Origin of the sequence: Chromobacterium piscinae, from assembly GCF_021129175.1 — a bacterium.
GTDB lineage: Bacteria > Pseudomonadota > Gammaproteobacteria > Burkholderiales > Chromobacteriaceae > Chromobacterium > Chromobacterium piscinae.
In genome coordinates this window covers 1-21,773 of sequence record NZ_JAJOHV010000122.1, presented here as the reverse complement: position 1 = coordinate 21,773, position 21,773 = coordinate 1, and the positions used below count along the sequence as shown (strand labels likewise).

General features: G+C 67.8%; 22 protein-coding genes. All 22 read left to right on the top strand.

What is annotated here, in order from left to right:
* Positions 1-3: 3 nt before the first annotated feature.
* Complete coding sequence (locus LQR33_RS22465; RefSeq protein ID WP_221665344.1) at positions 4-303, top strand: hypothetical protein; 300 nt, start codon at positions 4-6, stop codon at positions 301-303.
* Complete coding sequence (gene tssG / locus LQR33_RS22460) at positions 290-1,324, top strand: type VI secretion system baseplate subunit TssG (protein WP_231470491.1); 1,035 nt, start codon at positions 290-292, stop codon at positions 1,322-1,324. Before LQR33_RS22465 ends, tssG begins: the two co-directional genes overlap by 14 nt.
* Before the next feature lie 17 nt (positions 1,325-1,341).
* The gene (locus LQR33_RS22455; protein WP_231470490.1) at positions 1,342-2,049 is read left to right on the top strand and encodes a hypothetical protein; all 708 of its coding nucleotides are present in this window, start codon (positions 1,342-1,344) and stop codon (positions 2,047-2,049) included.
* 36 nt (positions 2,050-2,085) lie between these two features.
* Positions 2,086-4,722 (top strand): type VI secretion system ATPase TssH, encoded by a 2,637-nt coding sequence (gene tssH / locus LQR33_RS22450; RefSeq protein ID WP_231470489.1) that lies wholly within the window; start codon positions 2,086-2,088, stop codon positions 4,720-4,722.
* Between the two features lie 12 nt (positions 4,723-4,734).
* Positions 4,735-6,171 carry a hypothetical protein gene (locus LQR33_RS22445; RefSeq protein WP_231470488.1) on the top strand — a complete coding sequence of 479 codons (1,437 nt, stop codon included), beginning with the start codon at positions 4,735-4,737 and terminating at the stop codon, positions 6,169-6,171.
* Entirely contained in the window at positions 6,168-6,431 is a 264-nt protein-coding gene (locus LQR33_RS22440; RefSeq protein WP_021477958.1) for a PAAR domain-containing protein, read from the top strand. The genes LQR33_RS22445 and LQR33_RS22440 overlap by 4 nt, the downstream gene beginning before the upstream one ends.
* A gap of 9 nt (positions 6,432-6,440) precedes the next feature.
* Entirely contained in the window at positions 6,441-7,526 is a 1,086-nt protein-coding gene (tssA, locus tag LQR33_RS22435) for a type VI secretion system protein TssA (protein ID WP_166439961.1), read from the top strand.
* Between the two features lie 58 nt (positions 7,527-7,584).
* On the top strand, positions 7,585-7,890 hold the full coding sequence (locus tag LQR33_RS22430; RefSeq protein ID WP_231470487.1) for a hypothetical protein: 306 nt from the start codon (positions 7,585-7,587) through the stop codon (positions 7,888-7,890).
* A 330-nt stretch (positions 7,891-8,220) separates the two neighbouring features.
* Positions 8,221-8,946, top strand: a complete 726-nt coding sequence (locus LQR33_RS22425) for a (5-formylfuran-3-yl)methyl phosphate synthase (protein ID WP_166439959.1) — start codon at positions 8,221-8,223, stop codon at positions 8,944-8,946.
* 10 nt (positions 8,947-8,956) lie between these two features.
* The gene (locus LQR33_RS22420) at positions 8,957-9,772 is read left to right on the top strand and encodes an amino acid kinase family protein (RefSeq protein ID WP_221668124.1); all 816 of its coding nucleotides are present in this window, start codon (positions 8,957-8,959) and stop codon (positions 9,770-9,772) included.
* 4 nt (positions 9,773-9,776) lie between these two features.
* The gene (gene asnB / locus LQR33_RS22415; protein ID WP_231470486.1) at positions 9,777-11,765 is read left to right on the top strand and encodes an asparagine synthase (glutamine-hydrolyzing); all 1,989 of its coding nucleotides are present in this window, start codon (positions 9,777-9,779) and stop codon (positions 11,763-11,765) included.
* A 14-nt stretch (positions 11,766-11,779) separates the two neighbouring features.
* On the top strand, positions 11,780-12,949 hold the full coding sequence (locus tag LQR33_RS22410) for a polyprenyl synthetase family protein (RefSeq protein WP_231470485.1): 1,170 nt from the start codon (positions 11,780-11,782) through the stop codon (positions 12,947-12,949).
* Positions 12,950-12,961: 12 nt separating this feature from the next.
* Positions 12,962-13,729, top strand: coding sequence for an HAD-IIA family hydrolase (locus LQR33_RS22405; RefSeq protein WP_166439955.1), 768 nt, complete (start codon positions 12,962-12,964; stop codon positions 13,727-13,729).
* Between the two features lie 4 nt (positions 13,730-13,733).
* Positions 13,734-14,618 (top strand): UbiA family prenyltransferase, encoded by an 885-nt coding sequence (locus LQR33_RS22400; RefSeq protein ID WP_166439954.1) that lies wholly within the window; start codon positions 13,734-13,736, stop codon positions 14,616-14,618.
* A gap of 1 nt (position 14,619) precedes the next feature.
* Complete coding sequence (locus tag LQR33_RS22395; RefSeq protein WP_231470484.1) at positions 14,620-15,549, top strand: hypothetical protein; 930 nt, start codon at positions 14,620-14,622, stop codon at positions 15,547-15,549.
* Positions 15,549-16,664 (top strand): polyprenyl synthetase family protein, encoded by a 1,116-nt coding sequence (locus LQR33_RS22390; RefSeq protein WP_231470483.1) that lies wholly within the window; start codon positions 15,549-15,551, stop codon positions 16,662-16,664. Before LQR33_RS22395 ends, LQR33_RS22390 begins: the two co-directional genes overlap by 1 nt.
* A gap of 57 nt (positions 16,665-16,721) precedes the next feature.
* The gene (locus LQR33_RS22385; protein WP_166439952.1) at positions 16,722-17,903 is read left to right on the top strand and encodes an SDR family oxidoreductase; all 1,182 of its coding nucleotides are present in this window, start codon (positions 16,722-16,724) and stop codon (positions 17,901-17,903) included.
* Between the two features lie 27 nt (positions 17,904-17,930).
* Positions 17,931-18,953 (top strand): methyltransferase domain-containing protein, encoded by a 1,023-nt coding sequence (locus LQR33_RS22380; protein WP_231470481.1) that lies wholly within the window; start codon positions 17,931-17,933, stop codon positions 18,951-18,953.
* 21 nt (positions 18,954-18,974) lie between these two features.
* Positions 18,975-19,313 (top strand): phosphopantetheine-binding protein, encoded by a 339-nt coding sequence (locus LQR33_RS22375; protein ID WP_166439951.1) that lies wholly within the window; start codon positions 18,975-18,977, stop codon positions 19,311-19,313.
* 2 nt (positions 19,314-19,315) lie between these two features.
* Positions 19,316-19,759: a 3-hydroxyacyl-ACP dehydratase FabZ family protein gene (locus tag LQR33_RS22370; protein WP_221665825.1), complete on the top strand. Its 444-nt coding sequence runs from the start codon at positions 19,316-19,318 to the stop codon at positions 19,757-19,759.
* Between the two features lie 19 nt (positions 19,760-19,778).
* Positions 19,779-21,008: a beta-ketoacyl-[acyl-carrier-protein] synthase family protein gene (locus tag LQR33_RS22365; protein WP_231470480.1), complete on the top strand. Its 1,230-nt coding sequence runs from the start codon at positions 19,779-19,781 to the stop codon at positions 21,006-21,008.
* A partial coding sequence (locus LQR33_RS22360; RefSeq protein WP_231470479.1) for a beta-ketoacyl synthase N-terminal-like domain-containing protein occupies positions 21,001-21,773 on the top strand: 773 nt, incomplete at its 3' end. The genes LQR33_RS22365 and LQR33_RS22360, both read left to right, overlap by 8 nt.

Genomic DNA, 21,773 nt, shown 5'->3' with positions numbered 1-21,773 from the left:
GCGATGGAGTGGATGGTGGTTTCCGCGCTGACGCCTAGCGTGCTGCAACTGTTTTATTACTCCTTTTTCCATGGACGTACGGAAAAAGAGAAGCAAAGTCGGCGAAATTGGATGGTTTGTGCGGGTTTGCCGTTGGCATTTATCATGGGCGGCATCCTGTATTTTTTCAGCGGACCCTTGGCGGAGACGGCCATGGTTTCGCTTAGTCTCGTAGCGGGAGGCGTTTTGGGTTTGATCACCGGGCTGTTCTTCGGCTCATGGGCAATCAGGAGCAGGATGGAGGATGCGAATGAGCGGCGCTGACATGGCGGCGACGCCGTCGCGCCGGCCGCGCGACCTGCATCGCGAGCTCGCGGCCGATGCCAGCCAGTTCGGCTTCTTCCAGGCTGCGCGCATACTCGGCCTGTCCGGCCCGCGCCGGCCGGGCGCGCGGCGCGGGCGGTTGCCGGAGCGGCTGCGCTTTCGCACGCTGGCGTCCTTGTCCTTCCCCGCCAGCGAGTTGACCGGCTATAAACCGGCGGCGGAAGAGGGCGACGCAGCGGACGAGATGACGATCAGCTTCCTCGGCCTGACCGGGCCGAGCGGCGCGCTGCCCACTGCCTACACCGAGCTGCTGCTGGAGCGCCGCCTGCGCCACCGCGACGACACCATGCATGCGTTCTTCGACTTGTTCAGCCATCGGGCCGCGTCGATGTTCTTCGACGCCTGGTGCAAGTACCGCAGCTGGATCAATGTCGAGGCCGGCGAGCGCGATGGCTTCACCCGCAATCTGCTGGACCTGGGCGGCGTCGGTTTGTCCCAGCTGCGCCAGCAGATGGGACCGGGCGCGGAGCTGGACGAGCGCATGTTTGTCTATTACGCCGGCCTGCTCAGCCAGAAACCGCTGTCGGCGCAGTCGCTGCTGACGCTGGTGGAAGGGTTCTTCGGCGTCGACGCCAGTCTGGAGCAGTTCGCCGGCCAGTGGCTGCAGGTGCCGGAGGGCGAGCAGAGCCAGCTGGGCATGGATGGCTGCGAGCTGGGGCTGTCCGCCTTCGCCGGCGAGCGCATCTGGGACCGCCAGACCAAGCTCAAGCTGCGGCTGGGGCCGCTGCGCCGCGAGCAGTTCAACGCGCTGCAGCCGCATGCCGCCGGCGCGCAGGCCTTGCGCGCGCTGATGAAGTTCGCGCTGGGCCACGGCCTGGCCGCCGAGGTGTGCCTGGTGCTGGACGAGCGCGATGTCCAGCCGGCGGCGCTGGGCTCGGCCACGCTGAGTCTGGGCGGCGACAGTTGGATGGGCAGGCCGTCCGGCCATCCGGACGATATGCGTTACACGCTGTTGGACTGAAACGGGAAACGGAAGCCATGGGCATACTCAAGCGATTGATCGGCCGCGGGAAAACCGCCCAGCTAAGCGTGAGCGGCTCAGACGCGCCGCCGGAACTCGCCGCGGCGGTTGAAGCCCTGCAGGGCGAGGATTGGCCGCTGGCGCTGAGGCTGGCGCAGCCGCATCTGGAGGCGAAGTCCGCCAGCCTGAGCGCCGACTCCTACCGGCTGTGCGCGCTGGCCACCAGCCGCCAGGGACAGTGGCGCACGGCTTTTTCCTGCTGGCAGAAACTATTCGAGCTGGAGCCGTCCGCCCACAACGCCTTGCAGCTGGCCAGCGCGTCGGTGATGGCCGGCGAGGTGGAGCGGGGCAAGGCCTGGCTGATGAAGTTCGACGAGATCAACCGCGTCCGCCGCGAGTCCTCCTGCGCGGCGGCCTACGTCAATTTCATCTCCGCGCTGGCCCAAGCCGGCCACGCGCGGGAGACGCTGCCCTACCTGACCTGGCTGCGCGAGCTGTACCGCCAGCTGAAGATCACCGACGACATGTTCCTGCACCAGCGCGGCGTGCCGTTCTTCGGGGTTTTCCTGGAGAACAGCTGGCCGCTGCTACTGCAATGCCTGAACGAGAAACAGGTCCGGGATTGGTACGGCGCGATGCTGGCCGATCTGGACGAAGACGGTTGCGCGGCGCTGAGAGGCTGGCTGGCAGAGATGATGCCGGCCGCCGCCGCCAACGATGAATGATTTGAATCCACACCTTTAGAGAACGAGTGCAAACCTATGTCCGTATCGCTGAAATCCCTGATAGACCGGTTGACGCCCACTGCGCGGCAGGCCATTGAACAGGCCGCCAGCCGCGCGCTGGCCCGCACTCACTTCGAGATCGAGATCGAGCATGTGCTGCTGGCGATGTTCGACCAGGACGACAATGCCGCGCTGGCGGCGCTGCGCGCGCTGGGCGCGGACCTGGGCCGCGTCGAGCGCGAACTGGACGCTGCGCTGGACAACTTTCGCAGCGGCAACACCCGCAACCCGGTGTTGTCGTCTTGGCTGCCCAAGTGGCTGGAAAAGGCCTGGCTGCTGGCCAGCGCCGAGCACGGCCAGGACAATGTCTCCACGCTGGACCTGCTGCTGGCGCTGTGGCAGGACGACGCGCTCAAGGGCGCGCTGCAGTCCGGCGCGCCGGCATTGGCCCGCCAGGACGCCGGCAGGCTGCAAGGCGCTTACGCGGCGCTGCGCCAGCATGGCGGCGAGACGGCCGGCGGCGCTGAGCCGGCGTCCGAGTCGGATGAGGGGGATATCCAACAGGCCGCGCCGCAAGGCAAGCGCGGCAGCCCGGCGCTGGACAAGTACACGATAGACCTGACCGCGCAGGCCAAGGCTGGCAAGATCGATCCCATCCTGGGCCGCGATGTCGAAATCCGCCAGATGATAGACATCCTGATGCGCCGCCGGCAGAACAACCCCATCCTCACCGGCGAGCCGGGCGTGGGCAAGACCGCGGTGGTGGAGGGCCTGGCGCGCAAGATCGTGCTGGGCGAGGTGCCTCCGGTGCTGGCCGGCGTCACGCTGCGCACGCTGGACCTGGGCCTGTTGCAGGCCGGCGCCAGCGTCAAGGGCGAGTTTGAGAACCGCCTGCGCCAGGTGATAGACGAGGTCAAGGCCAGCCCGGTGCCCATCATCCTGTTCATCGACGAGGCGCACACCTTGATCGGCGCCGGCGGCGCGGCTGGCCAGAACGACGCGGCCAATCTGCTGAAGCCGGCGCTGGCGCGCGGGGAGCTGCGCACCATCGCGGCGACGACCTGGGCCGAGTACAAGAAGTACTTCGAGAAGGACGCCGCGCTGGCGCGCCGCTTCCAGGTGGTGAAGGTGGAAGAGCCGGCGCCGGAGATCGCCGTGCAGATGGTGCGCGGCCTGACCGACGCGATGGCCAAGCACCACAAGGTGGAAATCCTCAACGAGGCGGTGGCCGCGGCCGTGCAGCTGTCCAGCCGCTACATCGCCGGCCGCCAGTTGCCGGACAAGGCGATCAGCGTGCTCGACACCGCCTGCGCCCGCGTCGCGCTGTCGCGCGCCGGCAAGCCGGGGCCGATCGAGGACGTGACGGTGCTGATAGACAATATCGACCGCGAAACCGCAGCGCTGGAGCGCGAAGAAGGCCACGCCGACCGCATCGCCGAGCTGCAGGCGCAGCGCGCCGAGCTGGAGCAGGATCTGGCCGCGCTGCATCAGGCCTGGGAGGCGCAGCAGAAGCTGATCGAGGAGATAGACGAGCTGAAGGCGGCCAAGGACGAGGCCAAGCCGGCCAAGGGCAGGAAGCTCAGCCCGCTGCAGGCCAAGCGCAAGGAATTGCGCGAGTTGCAGAAGCATCAGCCGCTGGCGTTCGAGTGCGTGGACGAGAGCGTGATCGCCGACGTGATCGCCGGCTGGACCGGCATCCCGCTGGGCCGCATGGTCAGCAACGAGCTGGAGCAGGTGCAGAAGCTGGCCAAGCTCTTGGCCGAGCGCGTGATCGGCCAGGACCACGCGCTGGAGCAGATCGCCGAGCGGGTGCAGATCGCCAAGGCCAATCTGGAAGATCCCGGCAAGCCCAAGGGCGTATTCCTGCTGGTGGGCCCGTCCGGCGTCGGCAAGACCGAGACCGCGCTGGCGCTGGCCGAGGCGCTGTACGGCGGCGAACGCAATCTGATCACCATCAATATGTCCGAATATCAGGAAGCGCATAGCGTGTCCGGCCTGAAGGGCTCGCCCCCGGGCTACGTCGGCTACGGCGAGGGCGGCGTGCTGACCGAGGCCGTGCGCCGCAAGCCGTACTCCGTCGTGCTGCTGGACGAGGTGGAGAAGGCGCATCCTGACGTGCTGGAGCTGTTCTTCCAGGTATTCGACAAGGGCGTGCTGGAGGATAGCGAAGGCCGCGAGGTGGACTTCAAGAACACCATCATCCTGTTGACCTCCAACGCCGGCACCGAGCTGGTGATGCGCGCCTGCGAGCACGGCGTGACGGTGGAGGAGGAAACCCGCGATCCGACAGCCGACGATCTGGTGGAAATCCTGCGTCCGACGCTGCAGAAGACCTTCAAGCCGGCTTTCCTCGGCCGCCTGACCATCGTGCCTTACTTCCCGATCAGCGACGACGTGCTGCGCGCCATCGTCGGACTGAAGCTGGACAAAATCCGCCAGCGCATCGCCGACAACCACGGCGCGCATGTCGAGTTCCCGGAGGAGCTGACCGAACAGATGGCTGCGCGCTGCCTGGACGTGGACAGCGGCGCCCGCAACGCCGACGCCATCCTCACCCGCACGCTGCTGGCGCAGATCTCCAACGACCTGTTGGCGCGGATGGCTTCCGGCCGTCCGGTGAAGAAGATCGCCGTGGCGCTGAAGGGCGAGCAGGTCAAGGTGAAGGTAAGCTAAGGAGCATTCGCGATGTGGAGAACGTTGGGCCTGTTCGGCGGCGTCACCATCGGCTGGTGGGCGCTGTTGTGGCTGGTAATGCCGCAAAGCTGGCAGCGCATCAGCCCGTCGGCCATCCTGATGCTGCATCTGGCACCGCCGATGCTGCTGAGCGCCGGCGTCAAGCTGTGGAGCTATCTGAAGGAAAAGCGCGCTGCGGAGGAGGCCAAGCAGCAGGAAGAGCAGGCCGAGGCCGAGCGCAGCGACAAGCGCGAAGCGGCGCGCGCTCAGCATGTGGCCGAGCTGCGGGAGCGCCAGCGCGCGGTAGGCTGCCGCTGGCTGTGGACCGCGGCCGCGCCGGTGAAGGACGAGCCGGCCTGGCTGGCGGAAATGGCCGACGGCGCCCATTGGCAGGCGCTGGCGCGCGACGAGGTGGAGGCCGGCGAGGCGATGGACGCGCTGTCGCCGCATCTGGCCGAGATGCTGGCCGAACTGTACGCCGAGGCGCCAGGCGCGGCCTGGCTGCCGCTGTACCTGGAGCCGATGCGGCAGGTGTCGGGCGTCGAGCAGCTGGCCCGGGTCAAGGAGCTTAAGCTGCAGGCGGTGGTCGACAGCCTGGGCGGCGGCGTCCACGTTAGCGGCGACTGTCGCTTTCTGCCCGGCAGCGGGCAACTTGCCGACCGCGTGCTGCAGGTGTTGCAGCAAGATCCGGAGTTGCCGGGCCTGGTGGTGCTGGCGGCCGACGCACCGTTGGCGGAGCGGGACGACGATGACGACTGGGGCGAGGCCGATCCCGAGTCGGCCAATCTGCGCCGATGGCGCGGCGAGCCGGGGATCGCGGTGGTGGCCATGCTGTTCCTGCGCGACGGCCTGGCCGCGCCGGCGGAGCCGGAGCAGGAAGCCGAGGACGCCGATCCTTACCAGCCTTACTGGGAAAAGGATTTCGCCGGCCCGTCCGCCGGCTGGGGCGTGGTGCCGCCCAGCCAGCAGGCCAGTCTGGCCCGGCTGCCCAAGCTGGCCGTCCTGTCCCAGTCCAGCTCGGTGAGCCTGGCGCAGGACAAGGCGCTGCAACTGGCGCGCAGCCTGCAGCCGGTGCTGGACAACGCGCTGGTCAACGCCGCGCTGCTGGACTATCCGTTCAGCCCGGAAGAGGCCAAGCCGGAGAACAACCAGGCGTCGACCCTGGCTTGGCTGTGCCACAACAGCGGCCAGATCGATGTCGGCGGCGTGCGGTTGGCGGCGATCGCCACCGCGCTGTCCCGCCACCAGGTGGAGCTGCATCCGATAGACGAGGCGAGCAACGTGGTGCGCGAATGGGGCGACGCCGGTGCGGCGACGGCCATGTTGCTGGCGGCGGCGGCGGTCAGCCATTGCGCGCGCTTGCAGGCGCCCGCGGTGATTACCCATTTCCATGACGAGCTGGTGTCTCTGGCGATGGCCAGGCCGCCGGCAGAGGAGGCGACAGCATGAAGGCTGCAATCCGTTTGGGCGACCCGACCGACCACGGCGGCAAGGTGGTGAGCGCCGCCTCGTCCACCACGCTGTTTGGCAAGCAGGTGGCCTGCGTCGGCGACTCCGTCACCTGCCCGCAGCAGGGCCACGTCAACTGCACCATCGTCGAAGGCGACGGCGGCTGGCTGGTCGGCGGCAAGGCGGTGGCGTTGGACGGCCACAAGGTCAGCTGCGGCGCCACGCTGATTTCCACGCTGCCCCAGGTCAGCAAGGGTTAGAGAAAGAATATGGATCAAAGCATTGAACATCTGATGCAGCCGGTAAGTCCGGATGCGCCGGCCGGAGAAGACCTGGCTTATTCCCTGGTTTTCGACCAGATTCGCGAAGCGCGCCGCAGCGACGATCCGTCGCTGGCGATGGGCGATTGGGAGCAGTCGCTGAAGACGGCCGAGTGGCCGCAGGTGATACGCCTGTGCGAGGACGCGCTGCAGAACAAGAGCAAGGACCTGCAGCTCCTGGCCTGGTACGCCGAGGCGCAGACCCAGGTCAACGGCGCCGCCGGCCTGGCGCGCGGCCTGTCCCTGGTCAGCGGCTGGCTGCGGCAGTATTGGGAAAACGGTTATCCGGAGCTGGACCCGCACGATCTGGACGAGCGCGTGGCCAAGTTGGAATGGCTGAACCAGCAGCTAGGCAACGCCTTGCGCAATGTGCCGCTGATCAAGCCGGAGTTCGGCGGCTACAGCTGGCACCAGTGGCAGCAGTCGCGAGATGTGGAGAACCTGGGTCTGAAGGACGGGGAGGCGCGCGAGGCGGCCATCGCCGAGGGCAAGCTCAGCGGCGACGCTTTCGAGAAGGCCGCCACCTTATCTGGCCACGGTTGGTTCCAGGCCAAGGCCGAGGAGCTGGTGGCGCTGTTGACCGCCTATGAAGAGCTGGACGCCCAGATTGACCAGCGCTTCGGCCAGGCCGGCCCCAGTCTGGCCGACATCCGCAACGCCATCTACGCCTGCCAGGACCTGGTCCTGCGCTATCGCCAGCAGTTCGCCGGCAACGCGCCGGCGGCCGCGCCGCAGCGGCAGCCCGTCGAGGAAAGCAAAACCGTGAGCCAAGCCATGCCCAGTCCGGTCCATACCGCCGTTCCGGCCAGCGTCTTCAACGGCCAGATCCGCAGCCGCCAGGAGGCGGTGACCGCCTTGACCGAGGTGGCCCGCTATTTCCGCCACAACGAACCGCACAGCCCGGTGGCGCTGTTGGCCGAACGCGCGGCGCGTTGGGCCGAGATGAGCCTGGAAGAGTGGCTGCAGCATGTGGTCAAGGACAGCGGCACGCTGAGCCAGTTGCAGGAGTTGCTGGACGTGCGCCAGGGCGAGTAAGTCTGGAAAGATCAAACGGCGGTTTTTACCGCCGGGAAAAGAAAAACACGCGGCTGTCATGCCGCGTGTTTTTTATTCGAATCCCGATTTTGCATCGCTTGGCTGGACGGGTGCCCGCGATGGCGGATGTTTCGGTGTATTTATCGAGGCGTTTCACCGAGACTGGCCGGAGGATCGTCGAACATCACATAAGCAGGTCTTATTTTCACCATGTGCTGCCGTCCACTTTTCTTGGGATAGATTTCATGAATTAAGCGTCAATGTTGCTGATATTTATAAGTCATTTCCCCTGTCGTTTTATTGCAAGAATGATTTTATTGAGTTGATTTTAATTGGATTTTTTATGATTTTCCTTATTGATTAATTTAGTGGGAAATATATTTTTCAAATATTAACTTTTGTTAGATTCCAATTTAAAACAATGGCTTGTGTCTTTTTAGCCGCAAGGCTGCCGTAAGAGTGGTGGATATTAATGTTTTTTATTTTTACGAATCGACAAATGATGTAGTTTGATGACATTCACATTTTCGTGCGGACGCTATCGCGCATGCATGCTGCATGCCTGAATGCGGGTGCGGCGAAGCGTGGATGACGTTGCTGGGTGTCAGGTCGTTCTGTTGATGGAAATCCATTGGGGCGGGCCGCCGGCGGCGGCTGCCGTTTTGCTTAAATCGTGAGAGTCAGGGGGCAGGGAATGAAGGTTCTGATCAGTCCTATCAGTACGGCGGAAGCGGTTGTGGCTTGGGAATGCGGCACGAACATCATCGATATCAAAAACATCAACGAAGGCTCGCTGGGCGCGAGCTTTCCCTGGATCATCCGCGAGGTGATCGCCCGCATCAACGACCCCAAGGTGGTGTTCAGCGCCACGCTGGGCGACCTGCCGCACAAGCCGGGCACCGCCTCGCTGGCGGCGCTGGGCGCGGTCAGCAGCGGCGTCAAATACGTCAAGGCCGGCCTGCACGGCTCCAAGGACGTGGCCGAGGGCGTGGAGCTGATGAGCGCCGTGGTACGCACCTGCAAGGACTTCGATCCGTCCGTGACCGTAGTCACCGCCGGCTATGCCGACTATCAGCGTTTCGGCGGCCTGTCGCCGCAGCAACTGGTGGAAATCGCCGCCGAGTCCAAGTCGGACATGGTGATGGTGGATACCTACATCAAGGACGGCAAGTCGCTGTTTGACGCGCTGAACGAGCAACAGCTGACCGAGTTCGTGCAGCAAGCCCACGCCAAAGGCCTGAAGGTGGCGCTGGCCGGTTCGGTGCGCGCAGAGCACCTGGAGCTGCTGGCCCGCATCGGGGCCGATGTGGTCGGCGTGCGCGGCGCGGTGTGCAGCGGCTATGACCGAGGCACCACCATCGACCCGGTGAAGGCCGAGCAGTTCATCAAGGCCGCCAACGCCATCGCCGCGGCGCAGTGACGCGGCCATCGTGAGCGACATTCCACACTCCGCATCCGCGCCGGGCTGCGCGGTGGTGAAGCTGGGCGGCAGCCTGATCACCTCCGAGGGGCCTGGCGGCCCGGACGTCAACCGCGCGCTGCTGACGGCGCGCGCGCGCGAACTAGCCGCCAGCGGCCGGCCGCTGGTGATGGTGCACGGCACCGGCGCTTACGGCAAGCCGCCGGCGCGCCGCTACGGTTATCTCGACGGCAGGCTGCCAAGCGGCCGCGCCGGCGTGGTGGCCGAGGTGGCGCGCGATCTGGCCCGGCTGGAGCTGGAAGTGTTGGATTGCCTGGAGGCGGGCGGTCTCAAGCCTTTGCGGCTGCCCGCCATCCAGTTGTTCAGGGCCAATGCCGGCTGCGCCTCGCCGCTGGACCTGCGGCCGGTGACGGAGTTGCTGGCCCGGGGGGTGACGCCGGTGATCGGCGGCAATTTCGTGCTCGATTGCGACGGCTTCGCCGTCTGCTCCAGCGACATCATCGCGGTGGAGCTGGCGCTGGCGCTTGGAGCGGCCTGCCTGGTGCTGGCCACCCGCGCGCACGGCGTCTACCGGGAGCATGGCCGCAGTGAGGCGATACATGGGCAGCTGTCCGAGAGCGACGGCGACGCGCTGCGCAAGATAGGCGCGGCTGGCCAGGACGTCAGCGGCGGCATGCTGGCCAAGATATCTCATGGCTTCCGCGCCGCGCGCCATGGCATCGCCACCTATGTGGTGGACGGCAGGGTGGCCGGCAATCTGAACGGCGCGCTGGGCGGTTCGCCGCTGCAGGGCACGCGGCTGCTGTCGGATCGGGCGGGAGGATAGCCGCATGTGCGGAATCGCGGGAGCGCTGTTGGACCGCCACGCGCACGATGGCGACGTGGCCGAGGCCAGACGGATGATACTGCGCCAGACCCACCGCGGCCCGGACAGCCTGGCGGCGCGGCGCGTCGGTCCGGCGCTGCTGGCTTCGTCCAGGCTGGCCATCGTCGACGTCGCCAACGGCAGCCAGCCCTTCAGCGACGAGAGCGGCGCCATCCACGCCGTGTTCAACGGCGAAATCTACAACCATCTCGAGCTGCGCGAACAACTGTCGCGCCGCGGCCATAGCCTGTCCGGCGGCAGCGACGGAGAAGTCATCGTTCATCTGTACGAGGAGTATGGAACGGATTGCTTCCAATGGCTGGACGGCCAGTTCGCCATCGCCATCTTCGACTCCCGCGACGGCTCGCTGCATCTGGCGCGCGACCGGATGGGCATCTGTCCCTTGCATTGGGCGCGGCTGGACGGCGCGCTGTATTTCAGCTCCGAGATCAAGGGGCTGCTGGCGGTGGCCGGCATGCCGCGCCGGGCGGAGCCGCGGGCGATGCTGCAGCTCGGCTATTTCGGCGCGGTCTGCGCGCCGCTGACGCCGTTTTCCGGCATCCATCAGCTGCCCGCCGCCCATAGGCTCAGCTTCCGCGCCGACCGGGTGGAGACTAGCCGCTATTGGTCGCTGGATTTTCCGCTGGCCGGCGAGCATGCCTGGCTGTCCGAGGCGCAGGCGGCCGACGGCCTAGCGGCTCGGCTGGAGCGGGCGGTGGCCAGCCACACGCAGGGCGAGTTCGAGCCGACCTGCTTCCTCAGCGGCGGTATCGACTCGGCGGTGATCGCCGCGCTGCTGCAGCGCGGCAGGCAAGTGCCGATCGCCGCTTTCTGCGCCGCATCCGAACATGGACGGATAGACGAGGGCGGCGCGGCCGGCCGTACCGCGGCGCTGTTGGGTGTGGATCTGAAACGGGTCCGGATCGACGAGTCGGGCATCGCCGACGCCTTCCCCCGGCTGATCTGGCATGGCGAGACGCCGGTGATTTCGACCGAGGCGTCGGCTCTGATGCGCTTGGCTGGAGAGGCCGGCAAGCGCTCCAAGATCGTGCTGACCGGCGAGGGCGCCGACGAGGCCTTCGCCGGCTATTTGGCCTTCCGCCAATACCGGCGGTTCGGCGCGCTGACGCGCCGAGGCCTCGCGCCGCTGCGGGCGCTGATGCGGCCCTGGCTGCGCAGCCATTACGGCTCGGAGTGCCTGTTGCCGGGCGAAGACAGGCTAGGCGCGCTGGCCGAGCATTTTGGCTGCGTGCCGGCGCAAGCCTATGAATGGGAGTTCTACCGCGAGGCGCTGACGCCGTTGTTCTCCGCCGATCTGCGCGCGATGGCTGCAGCCGGCTGCTGCTGGGACGGCTTCGAGTTCGACCGCGGCGCGGTGCGCGGCCGCCACTGGCTGGACCGTTCGCTGTATGTGTCCTATCAGGTGATGCTGCCCAATTATCTGCTGGGCGCGCATGGGGACCGCATCTACGCCGCCAATTCGGTCGAGGGGCGCTATCCCTTTTTGGACCGGGAGCTGGTCGAGTACGCGGCGGCGTTGGATCCGGCGCTGAAGCTGCGCCGCGGCCGGGAGAAGCACATCCTGCGCGTCGCCGCGTCGCGCTGGCTGCCGGACGAGGTGGCCTGGCGGCCGAAAACCCGCTTCGTGATGCCGTTCGGCACCCCTTTCGTCGGTCCGCGCGCGGCGCCGCTGTACGCCGAGCTGCTGTCGCCGGGCAAGCTGGCCGAGTACGGCTATTTTGACCCCGAGCGGGTGCGGCTGCTGTTCCGGGCCCTTGCCTCGCCGCCGTCTGCCGGCGGCAAGGCCAGGCGCTATCTCGAGCGACTGGCTTTGGGGCTGGGCGCCACTTTCGTGGCCAGCACCCAGCTCTGGCACCATCTGCATCTGGCCGATGATGGGTCGGCCGTGTCCGGGGAGGCGGCGCGGCGATCCGCGCCGGCGACCATCGCATAAGCAAGGAGCCGTTGATGAACGCAACAGCGCACGATGCGCAGCGCATGCCGGCCGAATTGGAGCGGCTGCGGGGCAGGATAGACGAACGCATCGCGGCGGCGATCGAGTCGCTGCGCGGGGACGGACCCGAACGAAGCCATCCGCTGATCGGCCGCGTCTACGGCTGGCTGCGGCATTACCTGGATTGCGATGGCAAGAGGATGCACGGCATCGCGGCGGCGCTGGCCCATCTCGCCTGCGGCGGCGACGAAGACGCCATCCTGCCGGTGGCCGCCGCGATGCAGCTGTACCACCACCACACCTTGGTGCACGACGACATCTACGACGAGGACAGCGCGCGGCGCGGCTGGCCCACGGTGCACCAGGCTTTCGCCGGCTGGTTCGCCGATCGCCGCGGTCCGGAAGGCGGCGCCGGCCGGGTGTTCTCCGGCGGCGCGATGCGGCGCGGCGCGATCACCGCCTTCGCCTACGGCAAGATCTGCCGCGCGCTGGCCGGCAGGCTGCTGCTGGAGAGCGGATTCGGCCAGGATGCGGTGCTGGATGTCGCCCGCGTGCTGGAGAGGCATGAGTTCTTCGACAACGCGGCCCAGCTCAAGGACGTGTTCCACGAGGGCGACGAGATGCCGTCGCCGCAGGCCTGCCTGGACAACGCTTGGTTGAAGACCGGCCGATTGTTCGAGCTGTGCGCGTATGCCGGCGCGAGACTGGCCGGCGCGGAAGCGGGCCGGACCGAGGCGCTGGAGCGCTGGGCCGGGCAATCGGCGCTGGCCTATCAGCTGCAGGATGATCTGGAGGATTTGGACGCCGCCAGCGAGAAGGGGCAGGGGCGCGGCGTCGCCACCGATCTGCTGCACTGCAAGCCCACTTATCTTTACGCGTTGGCCAAGACCATGGCCGACGGCAGCGACCGGGACGCGCTGCTAGCGTGGCAGTCGGGCGAGCAGGCCGGCCTGGACAGCGACGACATCATCGCCATCCTGGCGCGCTGCGGCGCGCTGGATGCCTGCGGGAGCGAAGTGGCGCGCTGCATCGCCCGCGCCGGCGCGGCGCTGGATGGAGCGACGCCGGCGCTAACGGCGGACAGATTGCCGCTGCTGCGGCAATTTTCCGACTACTTCGTGTCGCCGGCCTACTGGCACCGTCCGCTGGCTGCTTCGCGCCCGGCATCGGCGCTGCTGGCCTAGAGGAGGACGCCGATGGCTTACGCGCCCCTGATCTTCGATTTGCACGGCGTGCTGCTGGGCCGGCGGGAGCCGGACGGCCACCTGCCGGCTGGAGAGGTGCTGCGCCAGTTGCGCGCGGCCGGTCATCCGCTGCGCTTCCTCACCAATTCCAGCAGCGTCGGGCGACTGCAGGTGGCGCAGCAACTGGCGTCGGCCGGCGTCGAGGTTGACGCCGACGAGGTGTGCACCGCGGCGATGACAGTCGCGCATTATCTGCGGCGCTGCGGCCGGCCGCGGAAGCTGTTCGTCGTCGGCTCCGACGCGTTGCGCGCCGAATTGGACGCCGGTTGCGGCGGGCTGCTGAGCTGGGCGAAGCCGGAGGAAGCCGACACCGTGGTGGCGAGCCGGGACCCGGCGCTGGACGAGGAGACACTGCTGCGTCTGGCCCGGGCGGCGCAGCCGCAGCTGATCGCCACCTGCCGCGATCTGGGGTTTCCCGACGGCGACGGCGTCCATCCCGGACCCGGCCAGACCGTGGCCCGGGTCGAGCAGGCGCTGGATGCGCAGGCCATGGTGTTGGGCAAGCCGAATCCCTATGCGCTGGAGTCGGTGATGCATTTGCCCGCGCCCTTGTCCGACTGCGTGGTGATAGGCGATTCGCCGTCGCAGGATGTGGCGCTGGCGCGCAACGCCGGGGCGCGGTCGGTGCTGTTGGCGTCCGACAGCGCGCCGCCGGACGGCCCGGCGCCGGACTGGCGCATCCGCGCCATCGATCAACTGCTTCCCTTACTGTGCAGGTGACAACATGAATATCCGAGCCTTGAGCGTAGGCACTGCCGGCTACTTCTTCACCAACCGCTTTCACATCGCGCTGATGCCGGTGTTCCTCACTTATTTCTGGAACCAGGCGCTGCGCTTGCCGTTGGGATTCGACTACTACCTGATGATCGTGCTGACCACTGCCGGCGGTTATATCTACAACCTCTACACCGATGCTGATGAGGACGAGGTCAACTATAGCAGCCGCTACCGGCTGTTCGGCCGCAACCGCCACACCAAGGCGGTGATCGCCGCCTGCTTCTTCGGCGGCTTCTTGTTGTCGCTGCACGCGGGTTGGGTCTTTGTATTGTACGGCGGCGCCGTGCACTTACTGGGCTCGTTGTATAGCCGCCCGCTGCCGTTCAACTGGCGCGGCCGTCCGTTGCGGATCAAGGAAGTGCCGTTCGTGAAGAACCTGTACGCAGGGCTGTTCTGGTCGGTGGCGCTGGTGCTGACTCCGTACCTCTATGTAGGGGTCCATCCCGGCGAGGCCGCGCTGCAGGCGATCGTCCTCAGCTTTGCCCTCAACTACTTCGTCGAGCTGATGTGGGACATCCGCGACATGCCGGGCGACGCCAAGGCCGGCTTTCATACGGTGCCGCTCTTGGTCGGCGAGCGGGCCGCCTACTGGCTGCTGCGGCTGGTGCACCTGCTGACCTGCGCGCTGATGTATTACGGCGCGGCCTCCGGCGTGCTGACGCCGGGCTGCATGCTGTTCGCCGTGGTGCATCTGCCGGTGGGTTTGTTGTTTCTGGAATGGTACCGGCGGCAGCAGGAGAAGGATAGGGCTTCTCATCTGTACGTCATGTACGGTGGCGGACTATTGGCGGCCGGCATGGTGTGGACGCATTTACTGACTACAGGGAGTTGATGTGATTACCACGCAATTCAAGGCGGCGCAGCAATGCGCATCGGCGGCCCTCCATCGCTACCTGCCGGAGCGCGAGGACATGGCCTGGCTGGCCGAAGTGGTCGATCGGCCCCGTTTCGGTTGGGATTGGCCGGCGCTGGAGCAGGGTTTCTTCCAGCCGCTGCGCGAGTGGGCGGAGAAGCACGACGCCAGGTTGAAGCCGGCGCTGGCTGGCCTGCTGATCGACGCGCTGGGCGGCGACAAAGGCGAGCATCCGGCCTTGCTGGCCGCGCTGGAGTTCACCCATCTGGCGTCTTTCATGCTGGATGATCTGGCCAATGGCCGGGATCTGGACGCCAGCGTCAGCGACAAGGTGGCGGTGCCGCTGCCGGTTTGGGTCACCATCGCCTACAACGCCCGTCAGCTGGCGCCGGTGCTGGTGCTGCGCCGCGCGAACAACCTCGCGCCGGAGGCGAGGCTGCGCCTGGCCCAGCGCTACCTGTTCCAGCAGAGCCTGGGCACCACCATGGACTTGTGGGGCGCCGAGCGCAGGCTGGGGCACGGCTCGCTGACCGATTTCATCGCCCATCTGGCCAATTACGCCGGCGCGCCGGGTTTCGGCCTGGCCGCCGCGACCGCAGCCACGGCGGCGGGACTGGAGCCGGCCGACGCCGACGCGCTGCGCCAGGCGGGGACCGAACTGGGCGTATCGCTGCGGTTGCGGGCCCTGGCCGACGGCCAGCCCCGTTCGTTGTCGTTGAACGGCAGCCGGGTGGCTGAGGCGGAAGTCCGCTGGCGCGCGGAGTACGACCGCGCGGCGTTGCTGGCCAGTGCCGACCGGCTGCAGTCGTCGGCGCTGGACGGCGCGCGTCGGCTGGGGCCGGATGTCGGAGCGGCGATGGCCGGTTTTCTCGCGGCGCTGGACGCGCCGGTTTCGGAAGGGAGGCAGTGATGAGCGACAGCGCGCAATACAGCGACGACTTCCTGGCCGACATGGCGCCGACGCTGGCGGAACAGTACCGCCGCTGGTATCCGTGGTGCCGCGAAACGGTGCTGGCGACGATAGATCGGCTGGCGAGCCGAGCCTATCTGGAGGCCGCGCTGGGCGCGCGGCTGTCCGAAACCATGCAGCAGGCGGTCAAGCAGGCTTGGCTTGATCCCTACCGTTCCTACCACAACCGGATGGGCAAGATGCTGCGGCCCTTCCTGGTGTGCAGCGTGATGCAGGCTTTCGAGCGCGATCCGCGGCGGACGCCGGTCGTGGTGGCGATCGCCGAGATCATCCACGCCGCCTCGTTGGTGCTGGACGACGTCGCCGACGATTCGCCGCTGCGCCGCGGCGGGCCGACCGCGCATCGCCAGGTCGGCGTCCGCGTCGCCGGCGCCGCCGGTTCTGCTTGGCTGAACGCCTGCTTCCAGTTGCTGGCCGCCGACGATTCCGGCCTGGAGCCGGAGCAGGCGCAGCGCCTGGCCGACGAGATCGCCTGGGAGCACTGGGTGACCGGGGTGGGCACCACGATAGACACCACCTGGCCGTGGATGGGGCGGCTGGACGGCACGCCGGCGCAGTATCTGCAATCGGTGGTGCACCGCTCCACTTCCTATACCTACCGGTTGCCGCTGAAGCTGGGGGCGATCGCCGCCGGAGCGTCGCCGCAGCAGACCGCGCAGTTCGCCGCGCTGGGCGAGGAGCTGGGCATCGCCTTCCAGATCATCGACGACATCCTCAATGTGCAGCCGGGCGACGACAAGTGGGGCAAGGCGCTGGCCGAGGACATCACCCAGGGCAAGATCAATCTGCAGGTGCTGCTGGCGCTGGAACGGCTGGGGTCTACCGAGCGGGCCCGGCTGATCGAGATCCTGCAGAGCCGCACCGCCGATCCGCAGACGCTGGCCGAGGCGGTGGCGCTGATGGCGGGCAGCGGCGCTTTCGACGCCGCGCGCGACATCGCCCAAGGCTATATCGACAGCACCCAGGCCATCGTCGCCGGCATGGACTTCCTCAATCCGGTCGACCGCGAACGCTTCTCCGCCTTCGTCGACTACGTGATCCACCGCAATCGCTGAGCGAAGCGGGCCCGCCTTGGGCGGGTATCGCGCGCGGCCGCGCAAAGGCAATGACAAATGGATTTTGTCGATCAGGGCTGGCAGGGAACGGTGTTGCTGACCGGCGCCACCGGCGGCTTGGGAGGGGAGTTGCTGCCCAGGCTGCTGCGCCGCCACCCGGCTTGCCAGGTGGCGGCGCTGGTGCGCGGCGACACGCCGCAGCAGGCGGCGGGCAGGCTGGACGAGGCGATGGATTACGGCGGCCTGTCGCCCTCGGAGCGGGCCAGGGTGTCGCTGTGCCATGGCGACGTCTCTCTGCCCCGGTTCGGCCTGGCAGCGCCGGCCTGGCGCGAGCTGGCGGCGCGGACCCGCCGCGTGTTCCACCTGGCGGCCAGCGTGGATTTCGACCTGCCGCTGGACGCGTCGCGAGCGGCTAATGTCGACAGCACCCGCGCGGTGCTGGCGTTCGCCGAAGAGGCGATGCGCGGCTCGGCCGATTTCCGGCTCAACTACGTGTCCACCGCCTATGTGTCCGGATGGCGGAGCGGGCGGCTGGGCGAGGATGAGCTCGACCAGGGACAGGCTTTCTGCAACGGCTACGAGCAGTCCAAGTTCGAGGCGGAGCAACGGGTATGGCAGGCGAGCGGGTGGCTGCCGCTGACCGTCTATCGGCCCAGCCAGATCATCGGCGAGTCGCGCACCGGGCGCATACGCAAGTTCTTCGGTTACTACGAATTCCTCAAACTGGCCGAGCGCGGCCGCATGCCGGTGCTGCCGGCGAACGCCGGGGCCCGGCCCGACCTGGTGCCCGCGGATTACGTGTGCGAGGCGATGCTGCACCTGGATGCGTCCGCCCATGCCGTCGGGCGCTGCTATCACCTGACCGCCGGCTTGGCCAACAGTCCGGATTTCGAGCGCATCTTCGGCCTGATGTACCAGGAGCTGGCCGAGCGCCGGCTGGATGGCAGGGCGCCGGCCAGGCCGCGGATGTTCCGCCCGGAGGATCTGGAGGCGATGGCGTCGCCGGAAGAGCTGCGCCGCTTCCACCTGAGCCCGCTGAAGCTGCTGTTGCGCACCTACCGCGCCTACTTGGCCGAGGAGCGCGATTTCGATTGCGCGGCCACACAGGCGGAGCTGGCCGCCGCCGGCATTCCGCTGCCGGATGTCGAGGCCGCGCTGCGGCTGAGCACCCGCTACGCGCTGGACGCCCGTTTTGGCCAGCGCGCGCGTGGCGGCGCGTTCGAGCGGCAGCCGGCCTGATCACAAACCTAGCTGGAGCAGACAACGATGAAACGCGAATTGCTGGCCATTCTCCGCTGCCCCCATTGCCGCGGCGAACTGCATGTGGCTGGAAACGAGGAGCAGGAGGGCGAGGTCGAGGACGGCGAACTCAGCTGCGTCGGCTGCCGCCGCCATTACCCGGTGGTCCAGGGCGTGCCGCGCCTTTTGCTGCAGGACGGCCTGGTGGCCAGGACCCGCAGCGGCTTCACCTACCAGTGGAACAAGCGGCAAACCGGCCGCGCCGAGCGCCGCGCGGTGGTGTACGGCTACGAGATAGGCAAGTTCATGGACTGGTTCGTCGGCGAGTTCACGCCGGGCCTGTCCGCGCGCGCGTCCGGCGCCTGGCTGCTGGACGCCGGCTGCGGCAGCGGCGAGAAGGCGCGGGAGCTGGCGCGGCGTTTTCCGCAGCACCAGGTGGTGGCGATAGACCAGTCCAACGCCATCGCCCGCGCCGCCTGGGAAAACCGCGATCTGCCCAATCTGCACTTCGTCCAGGCCAACGTCTGGTTCCCGCCGTTCGCCAATCACAGCCTGCAGTTCGCGATGAGCATAGGCGTGCTGCACCACACGCCGGACACGCTGCGCGCCTTCCGCGCGATCGGCGCGCTGGTGGCGCCGGGCGGCGACTTCATGACCTGGCTGTATCCTCTGCCGGAAGAGGACAGCTTCTGGGCCGGGCTGTACCGCCAGCGCGACAGCCATTTCCTCAAGCTGGGCCACCGGCTGCCGCACTGGATGACAATTGCGCTGTGCCACGCCTATATCGCCGTCTTCTTCCCGCTGGTGCTGCGCTTCCTCAAAGCCCAGTACCGGGTGAACAAGGACCGCTTTCCCATCTATCCGGACCGGCCGACGCTGGGCGAGCTGTACCGCAGCTCGGTGTTTCTGTCCTTCGACAACGTGATGCCGCCGCACCAGTTCCGCCACGGCAGGCCCGAGGTTCGCGGCTGGTACCGCCAGCACGGTTTCGGCGCGGTCAACGACCGCTACCCGGGTTTTTTCCACGCGATACGCGGCCATGCCGCCTGATTACCAAAGGAGGAGACTGCAATGAACGACGCCACCGTCGCGCTCGAGGCCGAGCTGGAGGACAAGCTGCGCGACTTCTTGGTCCGGCTGCTGAAGCTGGACCAAGACCAGCCGCTGCCGGCCGACGCCGACTTGATCAACCAAATCGGCCTGGACTCCATCGAGGCCTTCGACGCCATCGCCACGCTGCACGAGCTGCTGGACGCGGTGATCCCGGAGAACTTCAACCCCAAGGTGGTCAACAGCATACGCACGCTGGCGCGCTATGTGCTGGACGCCTTCGGCGACGGCGCGGCCCGCCGCTTCATCGAGCTGGACCTGGAGGCGGTGACGGCCTTCGACGCCGAGGAAGACTTGTAGCCGTGGCGGCGCGGCAATTCTCCGGCGATGAACTGGCTGCGCTGCTGCCGCACGCCGGCGACGCTTTCTTCCTCTGCGACGCCGAGGTGGATGGCTGGCAGGCCAGCGGCGGCGCCAGCTGGCGGGCCGACCATCCCCACCTGCGCGGGCACTTCCCGGGAGAGCCCATCGTGCCCGGCGTCTACCTGCTGGAAGCGGCCGCGCAGCTGGCCGGGGTGGCGATACGCTGCGGCGCGGAGGACTGGACGCCGGAAACCCTGGGCGTGTTGGCCGGGGTGCGCAAGTCTTACTTCCACCGTTTCGTCCGGCCGGACGAGCGGGTGGATTACGCGCTGGAGGTGAAGCTGTCGCCGGGCAGCGCGATGTACGCGGTCAGCGGGCTGGGCAAGGTGGGCGGGGACAAGGTGCTGACCGTGGAATTGACGATAGCCGGCGTGCGGCGCTAGCGCGGCGGCGGGAGGGGGCATGGACAAGCGAAGAGTGGTGATCACCGGCATCGGCGTGGTGTCGCCTTACGGCGCGGGTTTGCAGCGCTTCTGGCAGGCGCTGGCGAGCGGCGAGAGCGCGCGGCGGCCGATACGAGGCTTCGACGCCTCGGTTTACCGAAGCGGGCAGGGCGGCGAAGCGCCGGCCGAACTGCTGGCGGACGCCGGCGCGCGCGCACGCTGCGGCGACCCGGGCGAGGACAGCGCCTACTTCCTGGCGCTGGCCGCCGCCGAGGCGTTGCGGGACGCCGGCCTGGGGCCGATATTCGATGACGCCGAGCGCGTCGGCTGCGTGCTGGGCACGCTGTGCGCCGGCATGCGCAATATGCGCGAGTACGGCGCGGCCTACGAGGCTGGCCTGCCGTCGCCGGTGGCGGCGGAAACGATACCGGCCCACCACCAGCTGGACTTCCTGGCGCGGCGGCACAATCTGACCGGACCGTCGTCGCTGGTGTCCACCGCCTGCTCGTCCACCACCGACGCGCTGGGCTACGCCTTCGACCTGATACGCGCCGGCGAGTGCGACAGCTGCCTGTCGGGCGGCGGCGACGTGCTGGCGGAGATGATACACGCGGCCTTCAACGGCCTGTATTCGATCACCACGGGCGAGCCCAGGCCGTTCGACAGCGAGCGCGACGGCTTCTTCATCGGCGAGGGCGCGGGCTTGTTTCATCTGGAAACGCTGGAGTCGGCGCGCGCGCGCGGCGCGCGCATCCACGCCGAGATTCTGGGCTACGGCCTGTCCAACACCGGCCACCACCTGACCGCCACCTCGGAGGACGGCGCGGGCGAGGCGCTGGCGATCCGCCGCGCGCTGGACGACGCCGGACTCGGGCCGGCGGACATCGACTACGTCAACTGCCACGGCACCGGCACCCGCCACAACGACGCGTCCGAGATCCGCGCGATCAATCTGGTGTTCGGCGACGCCGCCGAGCGGCTGCGCATCAGCTCCAACAAGGCCTCGATCGGCCATTGCATGGGCGCGGCCGGCGCGCTGGAAGCGGCGGCGACGGTATTGGCGCTGGAGAACAGTCTGATCCCGCCGACGCTGCACACCCGCGGCGACGAGGTGGAGCTGCGCAGCCGCCTGGTCGGAGCCGAGGCCAGGCCGGCGGCGCTGCGGCGGGCGCTGTCGCAATCGTTCGGTTTCGGCGGCGCCTGCTCCTGCATCGTGTTCGGCCATTACCGGGAGGATGGACATGCGTGAAGTGGCGATTACCGGCATTGGCGTGGTCGGTCCGCATGGCGTGGGGCTGGATGGCGCGCTCGATGGCCGCTTCGTGTTTTCCGCCTGGCCGGAGGCGGCGTCGCCGCCGCACGCCGAATCGCTGATCGCCAGCGTCGGCGATTATCCCCGCACCCGCTATTTCAATGAGCGCGCGCTGCGGCTGATGGACAAGCCGATGATGCTGGCCAGCTTCGCCGCCGGATCGGCGCTGGAGGACGCGGGCTACAGCGACGGCGAGGCGCCGGAAGACTGCGCGACGCTGTTGGGCACCGCGCGCTCCGAGCAGACCTCGGTGCACAAGTTTTCGCTGCCGCTGCTGCAGGGGCGGCCGGAACGGATCAATCCGGCCGAATTCCCGCTGGTGGCGCGCAATATCGCCTGCGGCCAGATGGCGATCCGCTTCGGCCTGCGCGGCCCCAGCTCGGTGTTGGCTTCGGGGCCGCTAGCTTCGCTGCAGGCGGTGGCGCGCGCCGCCGGCCTGATCCGCTCAGGTCGAGCCAAGGTCGCGCTGGCGGGCGGCGTGGAGGCGCTGTCGCGCTTCGCCTTGCGTTTCTGCCGCGATTATTACGGCGACGCGGCGCTGGCCGGCAGGCCGGCCTTTTTCGGCGAGCGGGGCGGCGGGCTGATCCCGTCCGAGGGCGCGTGCATGCTGTTGCTGGAAGACGCGGAGCACGCGGCGGCGCGCGGCGCGCGCGTCTACGCCAGGCTGGGCGGCTGGCATGCCGGCCGGCTTGGCCGGGGCGA